General features: G+C 40.7%; 10 protein-coding genes. 1 reads left to right on the top strand and 9 read right to left on the bottom strand.

Annotation, left to right across the window (positions count from 1 at the left end):
• Positions 1-3 precede the first annotated feature (3 nt).
• From QE404_RS14905 to QE404_RS14945, 9 genes are all read right to left on the bottom strand, one after another.
• Positions 4-993 carry a glycosyltransferase family 2 protein gene (locus tag QE404_RS14905; protein WP_307451761.1) on the bottom strand — a complete coding sequence of 330 codons (990 nt, stop codon included), beginning with the start codon at positions 991-993 and terminating at the stop codon, positions 4-6.
• 2 nt (positions 994-995) lie between these two features.
• Complete coding sequence (locus QE404_RS14910; RefSeq protein WP_307451763.1) at positions 996-2,066, bottom strand: formimidoylglutamase; 1,071 nt, start codon at positions 2,064-2,066, stop codon at positions 996-998.
• A gap of 122 nt (positions 2,067-2,188) precedes the next feature.
• The gene (gene topA, locus QE404_RS14915) at positions 2,189-4,750 is read right to left on the bottom strand and encodes a type I DNA topoisomerase (RefSeq protein WP_307451765.1); all 2,562 of its coding nucleotides are present in this window, start codon (positions 4,748-4,750) and stop codon (positions 2,189-2,191) included.
• A 50-nt stretch (positions 4,751-4,800) separates the two neighbouring features.
• A complete protein-coding gene (locus QE404_RS14920; protein WP_307451766.1) occupies positions 4,801-5,949 on the bottom strand; it encodes a hypothetical protein in 1,149 nt (382 codons plus the stop codon).
• Positions 5,950-6,095: 146 nt separating this feature from the next.
• Positions 6,096-9,425: a T9SS type A sorting domain-containing protein gene (locus tag QE404_RS14925; RefSeq protein WP_307451768.1), complete on the bottom strand. Its 3,330-nt coding sequence runs from the start codon at positions 9,423-9,425 to the stop codon at positions 6,096-6,098.
• 622 nt (positions 9,426-10,047) lie between these two features.
• Complete coding sequence (locus QE404_RS14930; RefSeq protein WP_307451770.1) at positions 10,048-11,094, bottom strand: acyltransferase family protein; 1,047 nt, start codon at positions 11,092-11,094, stop codon at positions 10,048-10,050.
• Positions 11,095-11,111: 17 nt separating this feature from the next.
• Positions 11,112-11,627 (bottom strand): hypothetical protein, encoded by a 516-nt coding sequence (locus tag QE404_RS14935; protein ID WP_307453971.1) that lies wholly within the window; start codon positions 11,625-11,627, stop codon positions 11,112-11,114.
• Positions 11,628-11,653: 26 nt separating this feature from the next.
• Complete coding sequence (locus QE404_RS14940) at positions 11,654-12,253, bottom strand: EpsG family protein (protein ID WP_307453973.1); 600 nt, start codon at positions 12,251-12,253, stop codon at positions 11,654-11,656.
• On the bottom strand, positions 12,250-13,134 hold the full coding sequence (locus QE404_RS14945; protein WP_307451774.1) for a hypothetical protein: 885 nt from the start codon (positions 13,132-13,134) through the stop codon (positions 12,250-12,252). The genes QE404_RS14940 and QE404_RS14945 overlap by 4 nt, the downstream gene beginning before the upstream one ends.
• Before the next feature lie 378 nt (positions 13,135-13,512).
• Here QE404_RS14945 and QE404_RS14950 point away from each other — a divergent pair, with 378 nt between their 5' ends.
• Complete coding sequence (locus QE404_RS14950) at positions 13,513-17,097, top strand: MMPL family transporter (RefSeq protein ID WP_307451777.1); 3,585 nt, start codon at positions 13,513-13,515, stop codon at positions 17,095-17,097.
• The last annotated feature ends 40 nt before the right edge of the window (positions 17,098-17,137 follow it).

Below are 17,137 nucleotides of genomic sequence, written 5' to 3' on the forward strand. Positions count from 1 at the left end.
GTGTTAAGTCAACATTCTTATCAGCTTCTTCTGACCGGTAAGGTACAGCAGATAAAAAATCTTTTTTTTCAGAGGCAAAGATAACAGATAATTTTTATCAAACCTCCTATACTTTAATATATCTTTCATTTTAAGACGCCTGATTTGCATAAAATGTGACAATTCTGTATCCATCTTATAAAATGTGGGCCCATCCTTTACGAAAGCAAGATAAGCCAAAAACGAGTACACACCTTCAAAAATCTGGAAGTTTTTAAGCTCCAAGACTTTCCCTGCGTAAGATGAAGACGTAAACGCCCGCTCTACATCTTCCACTGCACGCAATATATCCAGTCCTCGTTCGGTATGCGTTTTTGTGATAGAGTCTGACCGTTCCAGGTAATTATAATGGAATTCCTGAGTCTGTGCAAGCGTATCGCAACCCAGTAACAACTGTGGAATGAGCTGGATATCTTCAAAATGCGCTGACTTCTTGAATCTTTTCTGATCGAAAAGCGCTCTGGTAAACAACTTGTTGCAGGCGAAATAACTCAGGTCCGAAAAAACAGAAAAATTTTCACTGAGATTGATTTTTTCAGGCATGTTAGGAACCTGGGTCAGCTTCTGCACAACCTTACCATTTTCATTAACCTTTTGGATATTGCAGATCACCATTTGAGCCTGATGCTTTTCAGCCAGCTCCGTCATGGTTTCAAACATTGTTTCCGAAACATAATCATCGCTGTCTACAAAACCTATATAATCTCCGGTTGCTCTGTCCAGACCGTAATTCCGGGCATCGCTCAGGCCGCCGTTATCTTTGCGGAATGCTTCTATCTTTCCGGGATATTGTTTGGCATATTGCCGGATGACATCTTCTGAACCGTCTGTGCTTCCGTCATTCACCACCAGGATTTCAAGATCCTGAACGGTTTGACTGACCAGGGAATCAAGACATTTAGCCAGATAGCCTTCGACATTATAAACAGGAACAATAACGGAAACCTTAGCCATACCTATACTTTCGTAAGTCTTGCGTTCAGCCACCCTTTTTTAGCTTCATCAAAATCCCTCCTGGAACACGGAATACAGTTCAGTATGTCGTCATCATCACCAAAATACCAAAGGTTGCTGAAGGTATCCCGCTTGAAAGCGTACTGCCGATCGTTAATAAGAACGTAAAATATCTCGTACTGCCTTTCCTTCGGGTGCGATCTCTGGATATTGATCCCTTCAATCAGGTACCAGAGCATTTGCGCCACAAGCTGCTGATTCAGGATGCTGTCTGAATAAATATTATAATTGAAAATCCCTACAGACTGAAGGTTTTCACTGAGACCGATCTCTTTCATATACGCGCAGATCTCCCTCCTGTTCAGCCCATTCACCTGAGGATGCAGGGAAAAAGGTTCGCTGAAGCTTTCAATGGCATCACAGTTTACGGTAACCAGGTCTGCCCGTCTGAAGAACGGCTCCGTCTTTTCAGTGGAGTTCATCATTTCCGCAAGGCGCACAATATCGAATTCCACTTCCCTGATCAGCCGGACAGAATCTTCTTCGTTAAGGTGTTTCTGATACGCAAGGTGATGGTAATTTCTGATTGAAAAATCCTTGGTACTGAAAATTTTACCGAGGAAAGTATATTCATCCATGCCCTCATCCTGCCTGAATGAGATGATATTGCTGATCTGGGTATAGTTGATATTCTTCCGGTATATGTTCAGGGCAGAAAACAGGGAGTAAGACAGATCATTGGATCCGCCGATGACAACCGGAACAGCCCCTTTCTGGTGACATGCCGAGAGGACCTCCTGTAAGATATAATGGGAATCCTGAATGGATTTCCCGGAAACAAGATCCCCGAGATCCACTACCGGAATTTCGAAATCCAGCTGGGAAAGCTTATAAAATTCTTTTCTTATGCTTGTAAAGTCCTGGATTTCCGCATCGGCGCCCGCACCTCTGCAATCTGATACAAAGAGAAGGACAATGCTGCCTTCCTTAATATTTCCGGTAATGCGATTTCCAATCTGCCAGCTTTCAGTTTTAAATTTCCTTGGTGAAAGGATAAAATCTTCAAAATTCATAGGTTATCTGAATATTGTTCCTGCAATTATTCATGGCACAAACATACAAAAAACCATTGTAACGTTAGCTTTCCTGCATAAAAAAGCCATTGTCCGGAGTGGCAATGGCTTTTTTATTAAGCTTATTTTTTCTTAGCTGCGGTAGTTTTTTTTGCTGTCGCAGGCTTCTTGGCTGTTGTTTTCTTAGCTGCCGGCTTTTTCTTTTCGGCAAAAGCATTTTTATCCTGATCGGTGATCCACTTTTTAACTTCATCCAGCGAAACTGATTTCAGTTCTTCGGCTTCGTACTTGGTGTCATCCTTTTTCTTTGGAATCTTAAACATAGCCTTACCGAATTTAACAAATGGGCCCCATCTTCCGTTTTCTATGGATATTTTTTCTTTTTCCCACTGCTGAATATAACGGTTGGCTTCTTTTTCCAGCTTTGCTTCAATCAGCTCATTGATATCAGCCTGAGAAAGATTTTCAAAATTATACCGTTTAGGAACGTTGATGAAAATATCTTTATACTTGATGAACGGTCCGAACCTTCCTGCACCTTTGGTTACAGGCTCTCCTTTGTACGAAGCAATCGGAGCATCAGCTTTTTTCTTTTCATTGATGATTTCTTCTGCACGGGCCTGATCCACAGATAAAGGATCTTCTCCTTTAGGTATGCTGATGAACGCTTCACCCCACTTCACATAGGGTCCGAAACGGCCAACGCCTACAGATACAGGCTGCCCCTCAAAATCCTGCAGGTCGAAAGGAAGCTTGAACAGTTCCAGGGCTTCTTCCAGGGTAATGGTAGCGATGTTCTGCCCTGCCATCAGAGAGGCGAAAACCGGTTTCTCCTCATCTTCTGTTTCACCAATCTGGATCATTGGCCCGAACCTTCCTATCCTTGCATGTACATTTTTGCCTGTTTTAGGATCGATGCCTAAAAGCCTGTCACCGGTAGCACGGTCTGCGTTTTCCTCTACATCTTCAATCCTCGGGTGGAATTTAGAATAGAAATTGGTCATCATCTCTTTCCATTTCTGGTCTCCATTCGCAATTTCATCGAAGCTTTCTTCCACTCTTGCCGTGAATCCGTAGTCCAGGATCTCCCTGAAGTTATCCGTAAGAAAATCATTCACCACTTCCCCGATATCTGTAGGGACAAATTTATTTTTATCGCCTCCGAACTTTTCTTCCAAAACCACTTTTTTGATTTTGTCTTTAGTAAGGGACATTTTAATCACTTCACGGGTCTGCGGCTCAATTTCACGCTTGTCTACATAAGCGCGATTCTGAATGGTCTGTATGGTAGGTGCATAGGTTGATGGACGACCGATTCCAAGTTCCTCAAGTTTTTTCACCAATCCTGCTTCCGTATACCTTGCGCTAGGCCTTGTAAATTTTTCAGTTGCCGTAATCGTCTTGTAGCTCAGGGTTTCTCCTACCTTTACCTTAGGCAGCAGCTTTTCATTACTGTCGTCATCTTCATCATCCGTTTTTACAATTCCGTAGGCTTTCAGGAAACCGTCAAAAATAATTACTTCACCCTGAGCTTCAAAATGCTGGGGAAGCTGGGTATTTCCTATTTCTATTACGGTTTTTTCGATTTTGGCATTAGCCATCTGTGAAGCCAGCGTTCTTCTGTATATCAGCTGATATAGTTTATTAAGTTGGGAATCACCTATGCTTTTCACACTGAAATCAGTAGGGCGGATTGCCTCGTGAGCCTCCTGTGCTGAGGCAGATTTTGTCGTATATTTTCTTGGGGCAGAATATTCTGCGCCATATTCTGAGGTAATCTGTTTTTTAGCTCCTTCAATGGCTTCCTGGGAAAGATTGACGGAGTCTGTTCTCATGTAGGTAATATGCCCTTCTTCATATAGGGTCTGCGCAAGGCGCATGGTAGTGGTCACATTATATCCCAGCCTTGAAGACGCTTCCTGCTGCAATGTGGAAGTTGTGAACGGAGCAGAAGCAGAACGGGTTCCCGGGCGGGTCTCTACATTCAGGACTTTAAATTCAGTATTTTTTGCCAGTTCAAGGAAATGTTCAGCATCCGCTTCTTTTTCAAAATCTTTTTTAAGCTTTGCCGCAATTTCCTGTTCAGCGGTATTCAGGAATACGCCATCCAGTTTGAAACTTGCTTTCGGGACAAATTCCCTGATTTCTTTTTCTCTTTCAACAATGAGCCTTACCGCTACAGACTGTACTCTCCCGGCGGAAAGTCCCGGCTTTACTTTTTTCCAGAGTACCGGAGACATTTCAAATCCCACGATACGGTCCAGCACCCTTCTGGCCTGCTGTGCATTCACCAGGTTCTGGTCTATATCCCTAGGATTCTCTATGGCTTTAAGAATGGCATTTTTAGTGATTTCGTGAAAAACAATCCTCTTCCTGTTTTCCGGCTTCAGTTTAAGCTCATCGGCCAAGTGCCAGGCAATTGCCTCTCCTTCGCGGTCTTCATCGGAAGCCAGCCAAACCATATTGGCTTTTTTTACGGCAGCTTTCAGTTCGGTTACCAGTTTCTTTTTGTCGGCGGAAACTTCGTAATCCGGACTAAATGTTGCCAGGTCAATCCCCATTCCTTTTTTAGGAAGATCACGGATGTGCCCGAAGCTGGACTTCACCTCAAAATCCTTTCCTAAATACTTCTGAATAGTTTTTGCCTTTGCAGGAGACTCTACGATCACTAAATTTTTCGACATTCTAAAAATTTTTGCAAAAGTAAAGCTTTTTTATTATATACTTTTTACAATCACATTTTATTTAACAGTTCAGCAGGGGCAATAAAGATTCTGTATAACAGTCCTTCCCAGGTAAAACCTTTACCGGACATCTCAACCCTGTACAATAGGGAAAGTATAATGATGGCACATGTGATATAAAATTTGCTGTTGATACTAACAGGCTGATAATCCCATACAGACCGTCCGTTTTGCAATGACAAAGCAAAGAGTACAATCATCAGCATCATGTGGATATACATCCATCTGCCCCAGTCTATCGCAAGATAAAACAGAGGTATGGAAAAGACAAAAGCCCCGATCAGTAATATAGACAAAAGCTTTCTGTCTGTTAGAAATTTTAAATAATAAGCGATATGGAAAGTACTGATGATGAAGCTAAGGCCATACAGAATGTAGTCTTTTGAATGCTGGATGATATATTGTCTTTCATTGATATTCCAGAAAAATATTCCATAAACAGGATGAACACCCCGGTCACTGAGTATCTTCAGGGATTGTCCTTCGTTGATATTCTTTCCAAAAACAAAAATAAGTATGGCAGGGATTCCTGCGGCAAGAAAATATTTAATATATCTACGATATTCTAATTTTCCCGTTTTCAAATAAAGGCCAATGGCAAAATAAGGGACAAAGAAAACAGTCACTTCATGCAGCAAAGTACTGATTACAAGAGCAAAGCACAATAAGTATTCCTTTTTTTTCGATAATTGCTGACGATCCAGCACATAGATGAAAATCGTGAAAATAAGAAAAACGATAAACTCTTTTTTTCCTACGTAAGTCACTGTATTCAAAAGCCCGACAAATCCTATTGAAGACAACAGGAGCGAAAGGTATAACAGATCGGTCCGTTTATACCGTATCAGTTTGGTATAATACCAGAAAAAAGAACTTATGATGGCAAACTGCACAAAATAGACCAGATAATTGAGCCGTATGCCCGTCATATCCTGAAGCAGAAAGAAAAAGCTCCCGGACAGCCCTCTTCTTTTGAATCCTCCGTCCTGATAGTTAACCAGCCAGTCTGCCAGAATATATCCGTCATCTTTCAGATTATATACCAGCGTAAAGGCAAGCGTATAGAGTGCCGTTACGGCAATCAGCAGGTAAATGAATATTTTAATATTGAAACGGGAAAGAAATTTTTCAAGCTTCATAAGTGTTCAGTTGAATTCTAATAAAAAGAGAGATAAAACGGCTCTTTGTAATTTCATGATTTTCAGCCATGCCAAAAATATAAAATTCCAAATTGGTAAGCACTATTTTATCCCTCTTTTATGGGCTTCAGTAGCAACTGATCAAATTACTCCTTAATAATCTTCACGATATCTTTTGAGTTGTTAACGCGCAGGAGATAAGCACCGGAAATCAGCGAAGAAAGGTCCGTCTGCATATTATCAAACTTTCCGGATTTCACAAGCTGCCCGGACATATTGTAGATCTGATAATAGTATCCCTGATCAGAAGGAGCCTTGATATACAGTATATTCTTAACCGGGTTCGGGAAAAAAGAAATTTTATCTTCTTTTACCAGATTACTGATTTCTCTTTTGCTAAGTGCAGCCGCCTCTTTTGTTGTCGGTAAAGAGGTAATCTGTAATCTTGGGATTACACCTTCTTCATTCCCTGATGCATCATATTTTATCTTTACACAACGGCAGCTCATTCCAAAATAAGGATCATTGTTATCATGGAATACCACCATACGGTTGGCATTGGACGCAGCATCAAAAAGCAGGTTTATCGGCCTGCCGATATAACTGGAATTCAGAGCTGCCGTCCATACAGCCGGATACTGGAAATTAATAAAATTAAATGTACCGGTAGGACTCTGGTTGGTAATTACACTTCTTGCCCCTCTGGAGCCGGTATTGGGATAGTTTCCTATTTTATAGGAAGAATCATTAAATGTATACCCTATGGTTGACGTTGTGCTTGGATTTCTGACCCTGACTCCAAGATAATCGTTTGCAATGCTGTAGGTGGTAGAAACGTTTTTATCTTTCTTATACCAAGGAGTAAGCCCGAAATCCTGGTTCGACATAAAAGCAACACCTGTTAAATCCGGAATTCGCCAACCTTCCGGACATGGGTCAAACGGAGATTTCCTGCCACCTCTTCCCCAACGGTCATAGGCAAGGTTCGGCTCATTAGATAACCAGTCTGTTCCGTTGGTATAGGCAGGAGTTGTAGAGTTATACGCAGCAAATGTGCTTGGGATCATATAAACCAGCGGATTTCTTACAGAATATGAAAGCACTTTTGAAATCTTATCAGAAACTTTATCTGCAGTGCTTACATTGGCATTAGAAGCATTCGTGTAAGTGTTATACGGAACAATATAGCTTCCTGACATATCATTGTATGTACCCGCAGTGAGTGTACTGTAAGCAACCGTACCATTCGCTGAAACATTCCCCAAGAATACATTATAGGAAGCCCTGTTGTCCGCAAACTGGAATGTTGGTAAAGGATCTTTTCTTCCCCACTGGTAATGCAAACCCGTGGAAGCCCTTATTTTTGACAGTTCCGCTGCGGTAGGCGTAAGCGGATTGGCTACCACCGGGAAAGCATCGGTTGCCCCCAGATTCCGGTCCATAAATTCTGTCTGGAAAACGTTATCCGCTTTATTTACGTAATTTACATAATTAGTAACAGAGGTCATGGGAAGCTCTGTGGTATAATTATATGAACCTACAGGCGTATCCGTTACCCATACATGCCAGCTCCAGTAGACCGGATTTGAAATGCTTCCGTTATGAAGGGTAACTACCGCATTTCCACTCTGGTTGGGATTAATGGTAACCGATATTCTTGAAGAAGAAAGGCCGGATAATGAACTTGGTGAAGGATTAACCACGGATACGCTGCCAATCAGGCTGGAATTGGTTGTCCATAGCACATTGGCCTTAAGATTATTAAAGTTTGCCGCGCTTAATATATCCTTGTTATTAAGCAGTTGGCTCTGAACGGCAAATGCTTTACTCACCGGAATATCAACTGTAAATGAAGCCGTGTTCTTTACCACCTGATAGGTATTGGGATTATTTAGGCCTACCAGATATTCTGTTTCAGGGCTCAGGTATTCCGTAGGAAAGTCATAATTGTCTATGCTGTATAGCGGATCTTTAATACACCGGCAACCATTGGCGTCAGAAGTCACTGCCGTTGCGGACGGGAAGTACCAATACCTGCCCTGTACGGAAGGAAAATTAGGATCCGGCGTATCGGTCTGGTATTTATCTGGGATAACAAACAGCGCTCTTGCAGAAACAGCGGGACTGGCATCGAAATGCTTCACCATGGTAGAGGTCCATAAAGCAATCTGGTGCTGGTCTGTATACTGTCCCTGATGGGCCGCAATGGAAATACCGCCGGTTCCAGGAAAAATCCCCATATTATTGCCTCCTACATTCGATAAATCGATGCCGAAATTAGGATAAATCCTGAATCCTGTCATAAAGGAAGGCGCTCCGGAATCCGTTGGTTTTATAATATGGTATTTATTGGTCTCAAATACACTCCTGCCCATATTGGTTCTGACGCCGAAAGGAGAAAAGTCAATCCTTACGTCATCCGTATACCCCGGAGAGGCCAGATTGGCTACCAGGGCCGAAGGAAGCCTCCAGCCGTTGGGACACGGGTCATAAGCTGACTTATCCCTGTATGGCTGAGCATTGGTGTTATTGTTATAATCTTCATAAATCCTGCCCATAGAATTGTCAGACCATAAATTCAGCTCCGTAAGCTGATTATCTTTTAATGATGAAGACAACCCAAACCAGTTAACAGGTAAATTAGCATTGTTGTTATAATAGGCCGGACCGGAATTATCATCTTTATTCACGTAAATCAGGCTTACAGGATTTTTTATAGCAAGCCTGATGTTGTTGGCCACCGTTGCATTGGAAAGTTTAACAAATTTCCTGAGATTGTCAAAATTGGTTGCATTGGTAAAGTTTTTAGCTACCCTATGCCTGATTCTCCCAATTGTTCCGGTTACCTCATAGAAGTCATTTCCACGGTGTACTAACGGTGGAATCGGGTCTTTTCTTCCCCACTGATAAAGCAGACCTCCGTTTCTGTTCCAGTCGCCCCCGGTAATGGAACCGCTGAGCGCTCCAAGATTCCTGTCCATCCATACCCATTCAGAATCCGGAATTACCTCTACAATACCGTCATCTCTTTGTCTTGTAACGTCTGGATAACTTTTATATTTCGATCCATTGGTAGGATCATCAGTGACCCATATATGCCATGACCAGAAAATTTCACCATTAACCCGGAAAGCAATGACCGCATTTCCTTTTTTAGATTTATTGACAGGAACTTTAATTTTAGCATTTGCTCCTGAATCTACAACTTCCAGCGCATATCCTCCTGAAGATCTAATCAATCCGGGAGAATCTTCCCATAGTACATCTGCAGTAATTTTACCGGCGGGAATACCACCTCCTTCAATGTATTTGTCACTTTCCCACATCGCATAAGCTTTGCGTACGGGAATGTAAAGACCGCTACTATTCTGTGACGGATCAAATATATAGCTATTCGGGGCTTTTGTCCAGTCTCTTTTTACATATTGTTTATCAATTCCATTATCGGAATTTTGAACATCGTTTGAACCAGTCAATTTTTTATCAATACCAGTATGTTTTAAGTTTTTCTTTGATAAAGGGGTTATTAATGAGTCTACCTTTAGTGATGTTTTTTTTACACTTTCTGATTTAATAAAATATCTGGGGTCCAGATAATTTCGGGAATACATGCCTGCCGAGACCAGACAGCATGCAACCGCCAACTTTAATGATTTTTCCATATCCTTTGAATTAAACTATCTAACACTACACAACATTTGAGCCTATATCTATAACAGATTATTTATTTTATAAATACTATATACGTCATTTTTTAAGTTTTAGATTCCCATTCCCAAATAATAAACAACAAAATGACATTATAGATATGGTTATAACAAAAATATATTATAATATGATAGATTTATCAAATATTTAGCCACGTAAGCAAAAATAAACACTAATAAATTGAATATAATAATATAATCTCGATATATAATCACATATTGTTGCCATATACGCAATAACATACATTCTGATAATGAGCAAATTAGTGTAATACACTAAACTTAAAAATTCTTTATATAGGTTTATAAGAAAAAGCTCTCTATGAAAAAAATTCATAGTGATTTAAGGAAAAATTATTGAAAACTTAATGAATTCTGCAGATACAAAAACTCATATAATCTTTTTCAGCACGCGCTGGAGAGCCGGCTCAAGGAATCTGGCTACCCCATAAGCCAGGCTTCCAATAAAGAGAAATGCAATTACCGGAAGCAGAAAATAAGGAATTTGCGGAAAAAACTTATGAACCTTGATCACAGAAGCAATCAGCATATTCTCGTGTAACAGGTACAGGGGATAGCTGATAAACCCTATTGTTTTAAAAACCCTTCCAGAAAACAAAACGCCAAAAGGAGCCCAGAACAAGGCGCCCAGAAAGATCAACACCAGAATTATCAGATAGACATAAAGCACTGCATCCTGAAATTTATAGGCATAAAACAGAGAACAAAGGATTGTGATAATCAGCAGATAAAGGTATTTTTTTTCACGCCCCTGATAGTAAATGTACGTTAAAGCGCCGGCAACGAACCAGCCGAAATGAATAAAAGAACCAATGTATATTTTCATTGTGGCGGTTTCCGTGAACGCATGATAGACAATAAGGATCTGCAAAACAGACGCAGAAAGGTATAAGATGAAAATTCCGGCAAGTGCCGTAGCCCTGTTAAAAAGAAAATACAAGGCCCCGAAAATAAAGTAGAACTTCACTTCTACATATAAAGACCAGAATGAGAGTTCCAGCACGGGAAAAGACGTTCCGAAAAGACGTTCAAGGATACTGTTGTTAATAAAGGTAATGCCGGGCAAAAGCGATTTCAGTTCCGGAATCCCGAATGGGCGTTCATAAAAGAAGCCGCCCGTAAGGTAGATGATCAGGCTACAGATCAGCATACTCGGGAACAGCCTGATCCACCTGTTTTTTATAAAAGTCCAGAATCCGGGTGTTTTCTCAACAGACATCAGAATGACAAATCCTGAAATCAGGAAAAACAACTGTACGCCCAGGCTGCCATATTTAAACAACACATTGCCTGCATACAATTTTCCGAAAGGATAATAAGCGTCCCAAATGTAATAGCCGTGAAACAGGAATACCAGTACTATAGCCAGCCCTCTCAGGCCATCAAGTACTTCTATTCTTTTTCTTTTATCCGGCATGAGTAATATTTATATCGTTAAGGAAGAAGATGGTTACGGTAAAGATCATAGGTAAACCTACCTGCCCTGATGTTTTTAAAGCTGGAGAAAACAATGAAGTTAAATGCAATCAGCAAAATAATAAAGGAATGAATCAATGCTTTTTTCTGAGCAGATACCACATACATTGCATTTGGGATCAGGATATACGCAAAGACAATAAACGCCCCGGCAAGACGGGAAGAAAAAATTGGATTATTCCTGAAAATAAAGTAGGCGCAGATTCCTATTACCGCATAGTTCCGGTGGTATTCGTAATAAGGATATTTTTGTACCATTTTGGTATCGAACGCAAACAGGAAAAATGTAAGGATGGCCATCATGACCTCCGGGATTCCGATTCCCCCGTTAATCCTTTCAGCACTTTCGTCTATATAACCGTTGAATCCCACAGCCAGCGCATTATCACCGGCAAAATTCCCCAGGAATTCACCAAATGCCCGGTATACTTCAAACGGAGACAGAAATACAGACGTAATGATCAGGATAAACATCCAGGCTTTATTCAGCGGAATACGGGCTAACCACAATACATAGGTAAAAACAGATAGCAGACATTATGGATTCCTCCTGCTATATAAATACACAACAGGTAGGCCCAGAGTTTACGCTCTTTTATATAGCGGAGTGCAAAATACGCGATAAATGACCCCAGGTTCTGACGGATCTGTCCGGATTCTCCCACAAAGAAACCAGGAATAAATAGCAATGCCAGAAAGGTAAACGGATAAAAAGTATTGTCTTCGATGTATTTAAACTTAAAAATGATGGCAAGAGTAGCCACAACAAGGGTAAGGATATAAAACGGAGCATTGAATATATTCAGCAATACTTTGTTAATAAGCACAAACAGCCATTCCAGCTCCATAGGCTGAGGAGTTTTAAGGTGCAGCGCAGCAAAAAGGATGGTGATATAATCTTTGGTATCAGAATAAATATAAATCCCTTTGTAGCTTCCGAAATCCGGCCCTACCCCATCACGAAGTCCGGCAATAATAATAAGGTATGCGCCTAAATAATACAGCCATTTCCTCTCCACCTGATGTCCGTATACCTCCTGAAAACTGAAGATAAGCATGTATATAAGAGCAATAATAAAATACGGATGCAGTAAACTCATTGAGGACAATATTTTTTAAACTGATATGACGCGATAATGATTGCCGTAAGGATCAGCGGAATGAAAAGCCTGGTTTCCCAGAACAAACCTACCAGGGCAATCATGATAAGATAAGGGAGTGAAAAAAACAAATACCTTTTTATCATTATTTTGCCTGCTCCGTCAGCCATCCTGTATCCGAAATATATTCCGGCAATCCCGAAGAGCAGTCCGGCAAGGTTGTAAGGACTGGTGAAATTCTTAAGCAGATAGATTCCTTCAAAGAAAGAGGCCTGTTGTGGAATAGCGATCCTTAAACCTGCATAAGGTACCACAAATGCCAAAACCAACAACAAAATATCCTTAAAAACCTTATAATCAACAGCTTTAAACATCCTTAAATCAATATATAATGCTGCAAAAAAAGCAATATTCAGGCAGGCAGTTTCCCTCACCATAGTGGAAATGAAAATAATGATTGCCAGAACAATAAGATCACGGGAATTCCTGTTTTTAAAATATTTCAGACTGAAAAATATCCCCCCCAAATAAAAAAACACAGCAATAGAATCACAATTGGTAGGAACATACTGTACGATAACCAGAAAGAAAATACAGATAAGGTGGATAAGCCGCCGCACCATTCCGTTAGCAAGCAGATCGGTAGGCTCAAGTCTGAGAATGCGATCCAGAATCCACGAAGATAGTACAAAAAAGAGGCTGTTGATCAGGAAGATACTGTGGTAAAAAAGAGTTCCGCTTTTAAGCAGGAAAGACTTTACAAAAGGAGGAAACGTATTAACCAGGGCAGTGAAAGCCTCTGTAACATGCACGCTCAGGTAATTGGGAATGATCCTGTAGGCATACACGGATGAAAACATAAAGTCAGGTGCTTTTTCCATGGATTTAAGCCTTACATATGAAGACTCAAAACCATAGTAAGAGATCAGGAAAAGCAACAGAGGAAAAATTATGATCCATAAAAATCCATCTCTTTTTTCATCAAGTTTTGTAAACATATCAAAATACAAGTTCCTTTCCTTATAATAGATTGTCTGTTTTTAAAATGCTTTATGATTGGGAACTTTTGCAAAAGTATAAGTTTTTTTCATTTCACCAGAATATTTTGTTGATTTTCAGCCAAAACTTATCCGGTTAAATGTTTTGAACTAATACTGAAAAAATTAAATTTGCAGACTTATTCCCTTCCAATGCACCGTTTTTTTATTTTTTTATATTATCTGATTTCAAAACATAGGATTGTCTCCGCAATTTCCGCTGTGGGCATTGCAACCCTATGCCTGTTTTTTGCTTCCAAGATTACATTTGAAGAAGACATCAATCAGATCATCCCTAAAAATGAAAAATCGGACCTTACTGCCAAGGTTCTGAAGCAGCTTAACTTTTCAGACAAAATCATTGTGATTATCGAGCGGAAAGCTCCGGAAAACAGCTTCCAGCTTTCAGAAACCGCAGACAGCTTCCTCCAGGATGTACAGCCCCTGAAAAAATACATTTCCACGATACAGGGAAAGGTGAACGATGATGAAATCTCGCATACCTTTGATTTTGTACAGCAGCATCTTCCGTTGTTCCTTGCTAAAGAGGATTACAGGAAAATCGGAGAGAAACTCCATCAAGACAGCATTGATAAAAAGGTAGAAAGCAATTATGTATCCCTGGTATCTCCGGCCAGCCTTGTTACAAAGGAATTCATTAAAAAGGACCCGCTGGGTATTACTTTTTTGGGAGTCAAAAAACTTAATGCGCTTAACCTCAGCCAGGATTTCAGGCTTGAAGACAATTATATTGTCTCTCGTGACGGAAAGCAGCTTCTGCTTTTCATAGACCCTTCCCATAAAAGCAGTGATACCAAAGACAATGAAGCCTTCGTTAATGCGCTGAATGAAATAAAAAACAGGCTGAATACGAAGTTTAAAGGAAAAACGGAGGTAAGCTACTTCGGATCTCCGGTCATTGCAGTAGCCAATGCTCAGCAGATCAAGAAAGACATCAGAAATACGGTCATCATCTCCATGACAGTTCTCCTGATATTACTGATCTATTATTTCCGGAATTTCTTTACGCCGGTCATTGTTTTCCTGCCTACGGTATTTTCCGTATTGCTGGCTTTGCTGGCCCTTTATTTCATCAAAGATAAGCTTTCCGCCATCTCGCTCAGCGTAGGTGCCATTCTCATCGGTATTACAATTGATTATGCGCTTCATATCCTTACGCATTACAAGCATAATCATAATATAGAGGAACTATACAAAGAAATCACGCAGCCTATAATACTAAGCAGTGCCACAACTGCGGTATCATTCCTGTGCCTGGTTTTCGTCCGTTCCGAAGCCCTTAAAGACCTTGGTCTTTTTGCTTCGCTTACAGTCATCCTTTCCTCCTTTACGGCGCTGATTATCGTGCCACAGCTTTATCACCCTAAGAGAGAAGAGCATGCCCTTAATACCAACTTCATCGACAGGATTGGGTCCTATCCGTATGAAAAAAACAAGCCTCTCATTATCGGCTGCTCTGTGATCATTATTGCCTGCCTGTTCGGTTTCAGACATGTGGGATTCAATGAAGACATTGGTGATCTGAATTATGTTCCTAAAGAACTGAAACTGAGTGAGGCCAAACTTCAGAAACTGTCTGACATTACTTCAAAATCCATATACACCATATCCTACGGAAACTCTGAAGAAGAAGCTTTGTCTAAAAACACACAGCTGAACAGTTTTCTGGAAAGAGAAAAGAAGCAGGGTAAGATTTTAAATTACAGCTCCATAGGCAATGTAGTCCTTTCCCGGAAAGACCAGCAGAAAAAGCTTGAAGAATGGAACACCTTTTGGGCCGGAAGCAAAAAAAACAAGGCTCTTTCAGACCTGGAAGTAGCCGGTGCACAATATGGGTTCAACAGTTCCGCTTTCGACAGCTTTAAAGATATGCTGAATAAAAGCTACAATACTTTGAGCCTGCAGGATTATGAAAAAATAAAAGCCTTACAGGTCTCTGAATTCCTGAGCCATGATAAAAATTTCTTTACGGTTTCCAATATTGTTAAAGTAGACGAAAGCCACCGGGAAACATTCATAAAGGATGTGGAAAAAAATCATCAGGCACTAGCTATTGACCGCCAGCAGATGAATGAAAATTTCCTCGGGCTGCTGAAACGGGATTTCAATACCCTGATCAATTATTCCCTCCTGGCTATTGTACTAACCATCATCGTATTCTTCAGGAATTTTGAGCTTACCGTACTGACTATGTTTCCGATTGTGCTTACGGGGATTGTTACTGCAGGAATTCTTTATTTCCTGGGCCTTGAGCTCAATATTTTCAGTACAGTGGTATGCACCCTGGTTTTTGGTGTAGGAGATGACTTCAGCATCTTCCTTACCCAGGCCATGCAGAAAGAACATACCTCCGGAAAAAATGAACTGCCCACCTATAGGGTATCCATTATTCTTGCGGTATTCACCACCATTCTTTCCATCGGTTCGCTTATTTTCGCCAAGCATCCGGCCCTGCATTCTTTGGCGCTTGTTGCCTTGATCGGAATGTTCTCCGTGATTATCATTACCTCGACCTTGTATCCTTTCTGGTTCAGGTTTTTTATTACCAACAGAGCCCAAAAAGGATTATCACCCATCACATTCAGGCTGATGGTGAATTCCACGCTTTCGTTTCTGTATTACGGGCTGGGTGGATTGTTTTTCTCATTCATAGGAAGCTTTTTCGTAAAAAGATCAAAAGGAAAAACACTGAATCTTATCAAAGTTTTTTCTGCCCGGTTTTTAACTTCCGTCCTTTTTACGAATCCATGGGTAAGGAAGAAGCTCATTAAAAATACGGACGAAGACTTCAGCAGGCCTGTCGTGATCATTGCCAATCACACCTCTTTTCTGGACACCCTGGCGGTAGCTATGGTAACCCATAAAATAGTATTTCTGGTCAATGACTGGGTATACAATTCGCCGGTATTCGGAAAAATTGTAAAAGCAATGGGGTTCTATCCTGTGTCCCAGGGCATCGAAAATGGGATCAACCCGCTTAGGGAAAAAGTAAATCAGGGGTATTCCCTGGTGGTGTTCCCGGAAGGTGAGCGCTCTTATACCAATGACATCAAACGTTTCCATAAGGGGGCTTTTTACCTGGCTGAGCAATTCGGGCTGGATATTGTGCCGGTTTATATTCATGGTAATTCCGAAGTATTGCCGAAAGGAGATTTTATTATTTATGACGGAAGTATTACCATTAAGGTCGGCCAAAGGATCAGCAAGGATAATACGGCTTTTGGTACCCAGTACTCCGAAAGAACCAAGAAGATCAATGCCTACTTCAGGAAACAGTTTGCCGCATTGAGGAATGAGCTGGAAGATGAAAATTATTTCAGGAACAAGCTGTTCCTCAGCTATCTGTATAAGGAAAATGAGGTGGTAAAAGCGGTAAAGCAAGACTTCAATACATATAAGAAGGATTATTTCGTGCTTAACCGGCATATTCCCGCTGATGCCAACATCCTGCATATTGCAGATGATTTCGGACAGAAAGATCTCCTGCTGACATTGTATCAGGCAGGAAGAACGGTATTCACGCTGATTGCCGATGAAGAAAAAAGAGCGGTGGCGAAACAGAATTATCTGGTAAAAAGAAGGAAGATCCACTATATCAGTCACATTTCAGAGATCAAAAAGAATATTGGTATGCTTTTGGTTTCTGATAAGCGCTTTAATATAGGACAACTGGCGGAGCTTCCGGAAAAAATCATAACAATCGACACTGAAGTTCAGGACATTAAAGAATCAGGATATCGTAAAGAATTTGAATCAGGGATAATTAAAATTTACATAAAACAGTAAATACAACTGAAAAGCATATTTTTGTAGTACCTAAAGAAAT

Source organism: Chryseobacterium camelliae, assembly GCF_030818575.1.
Lineage (GTDB): Bacteria > Bacteroidota > Bacteroidia > Flavobacteriales > Weeksellaceae > Chryseobacterium > Chryseobacterium camelliae_A.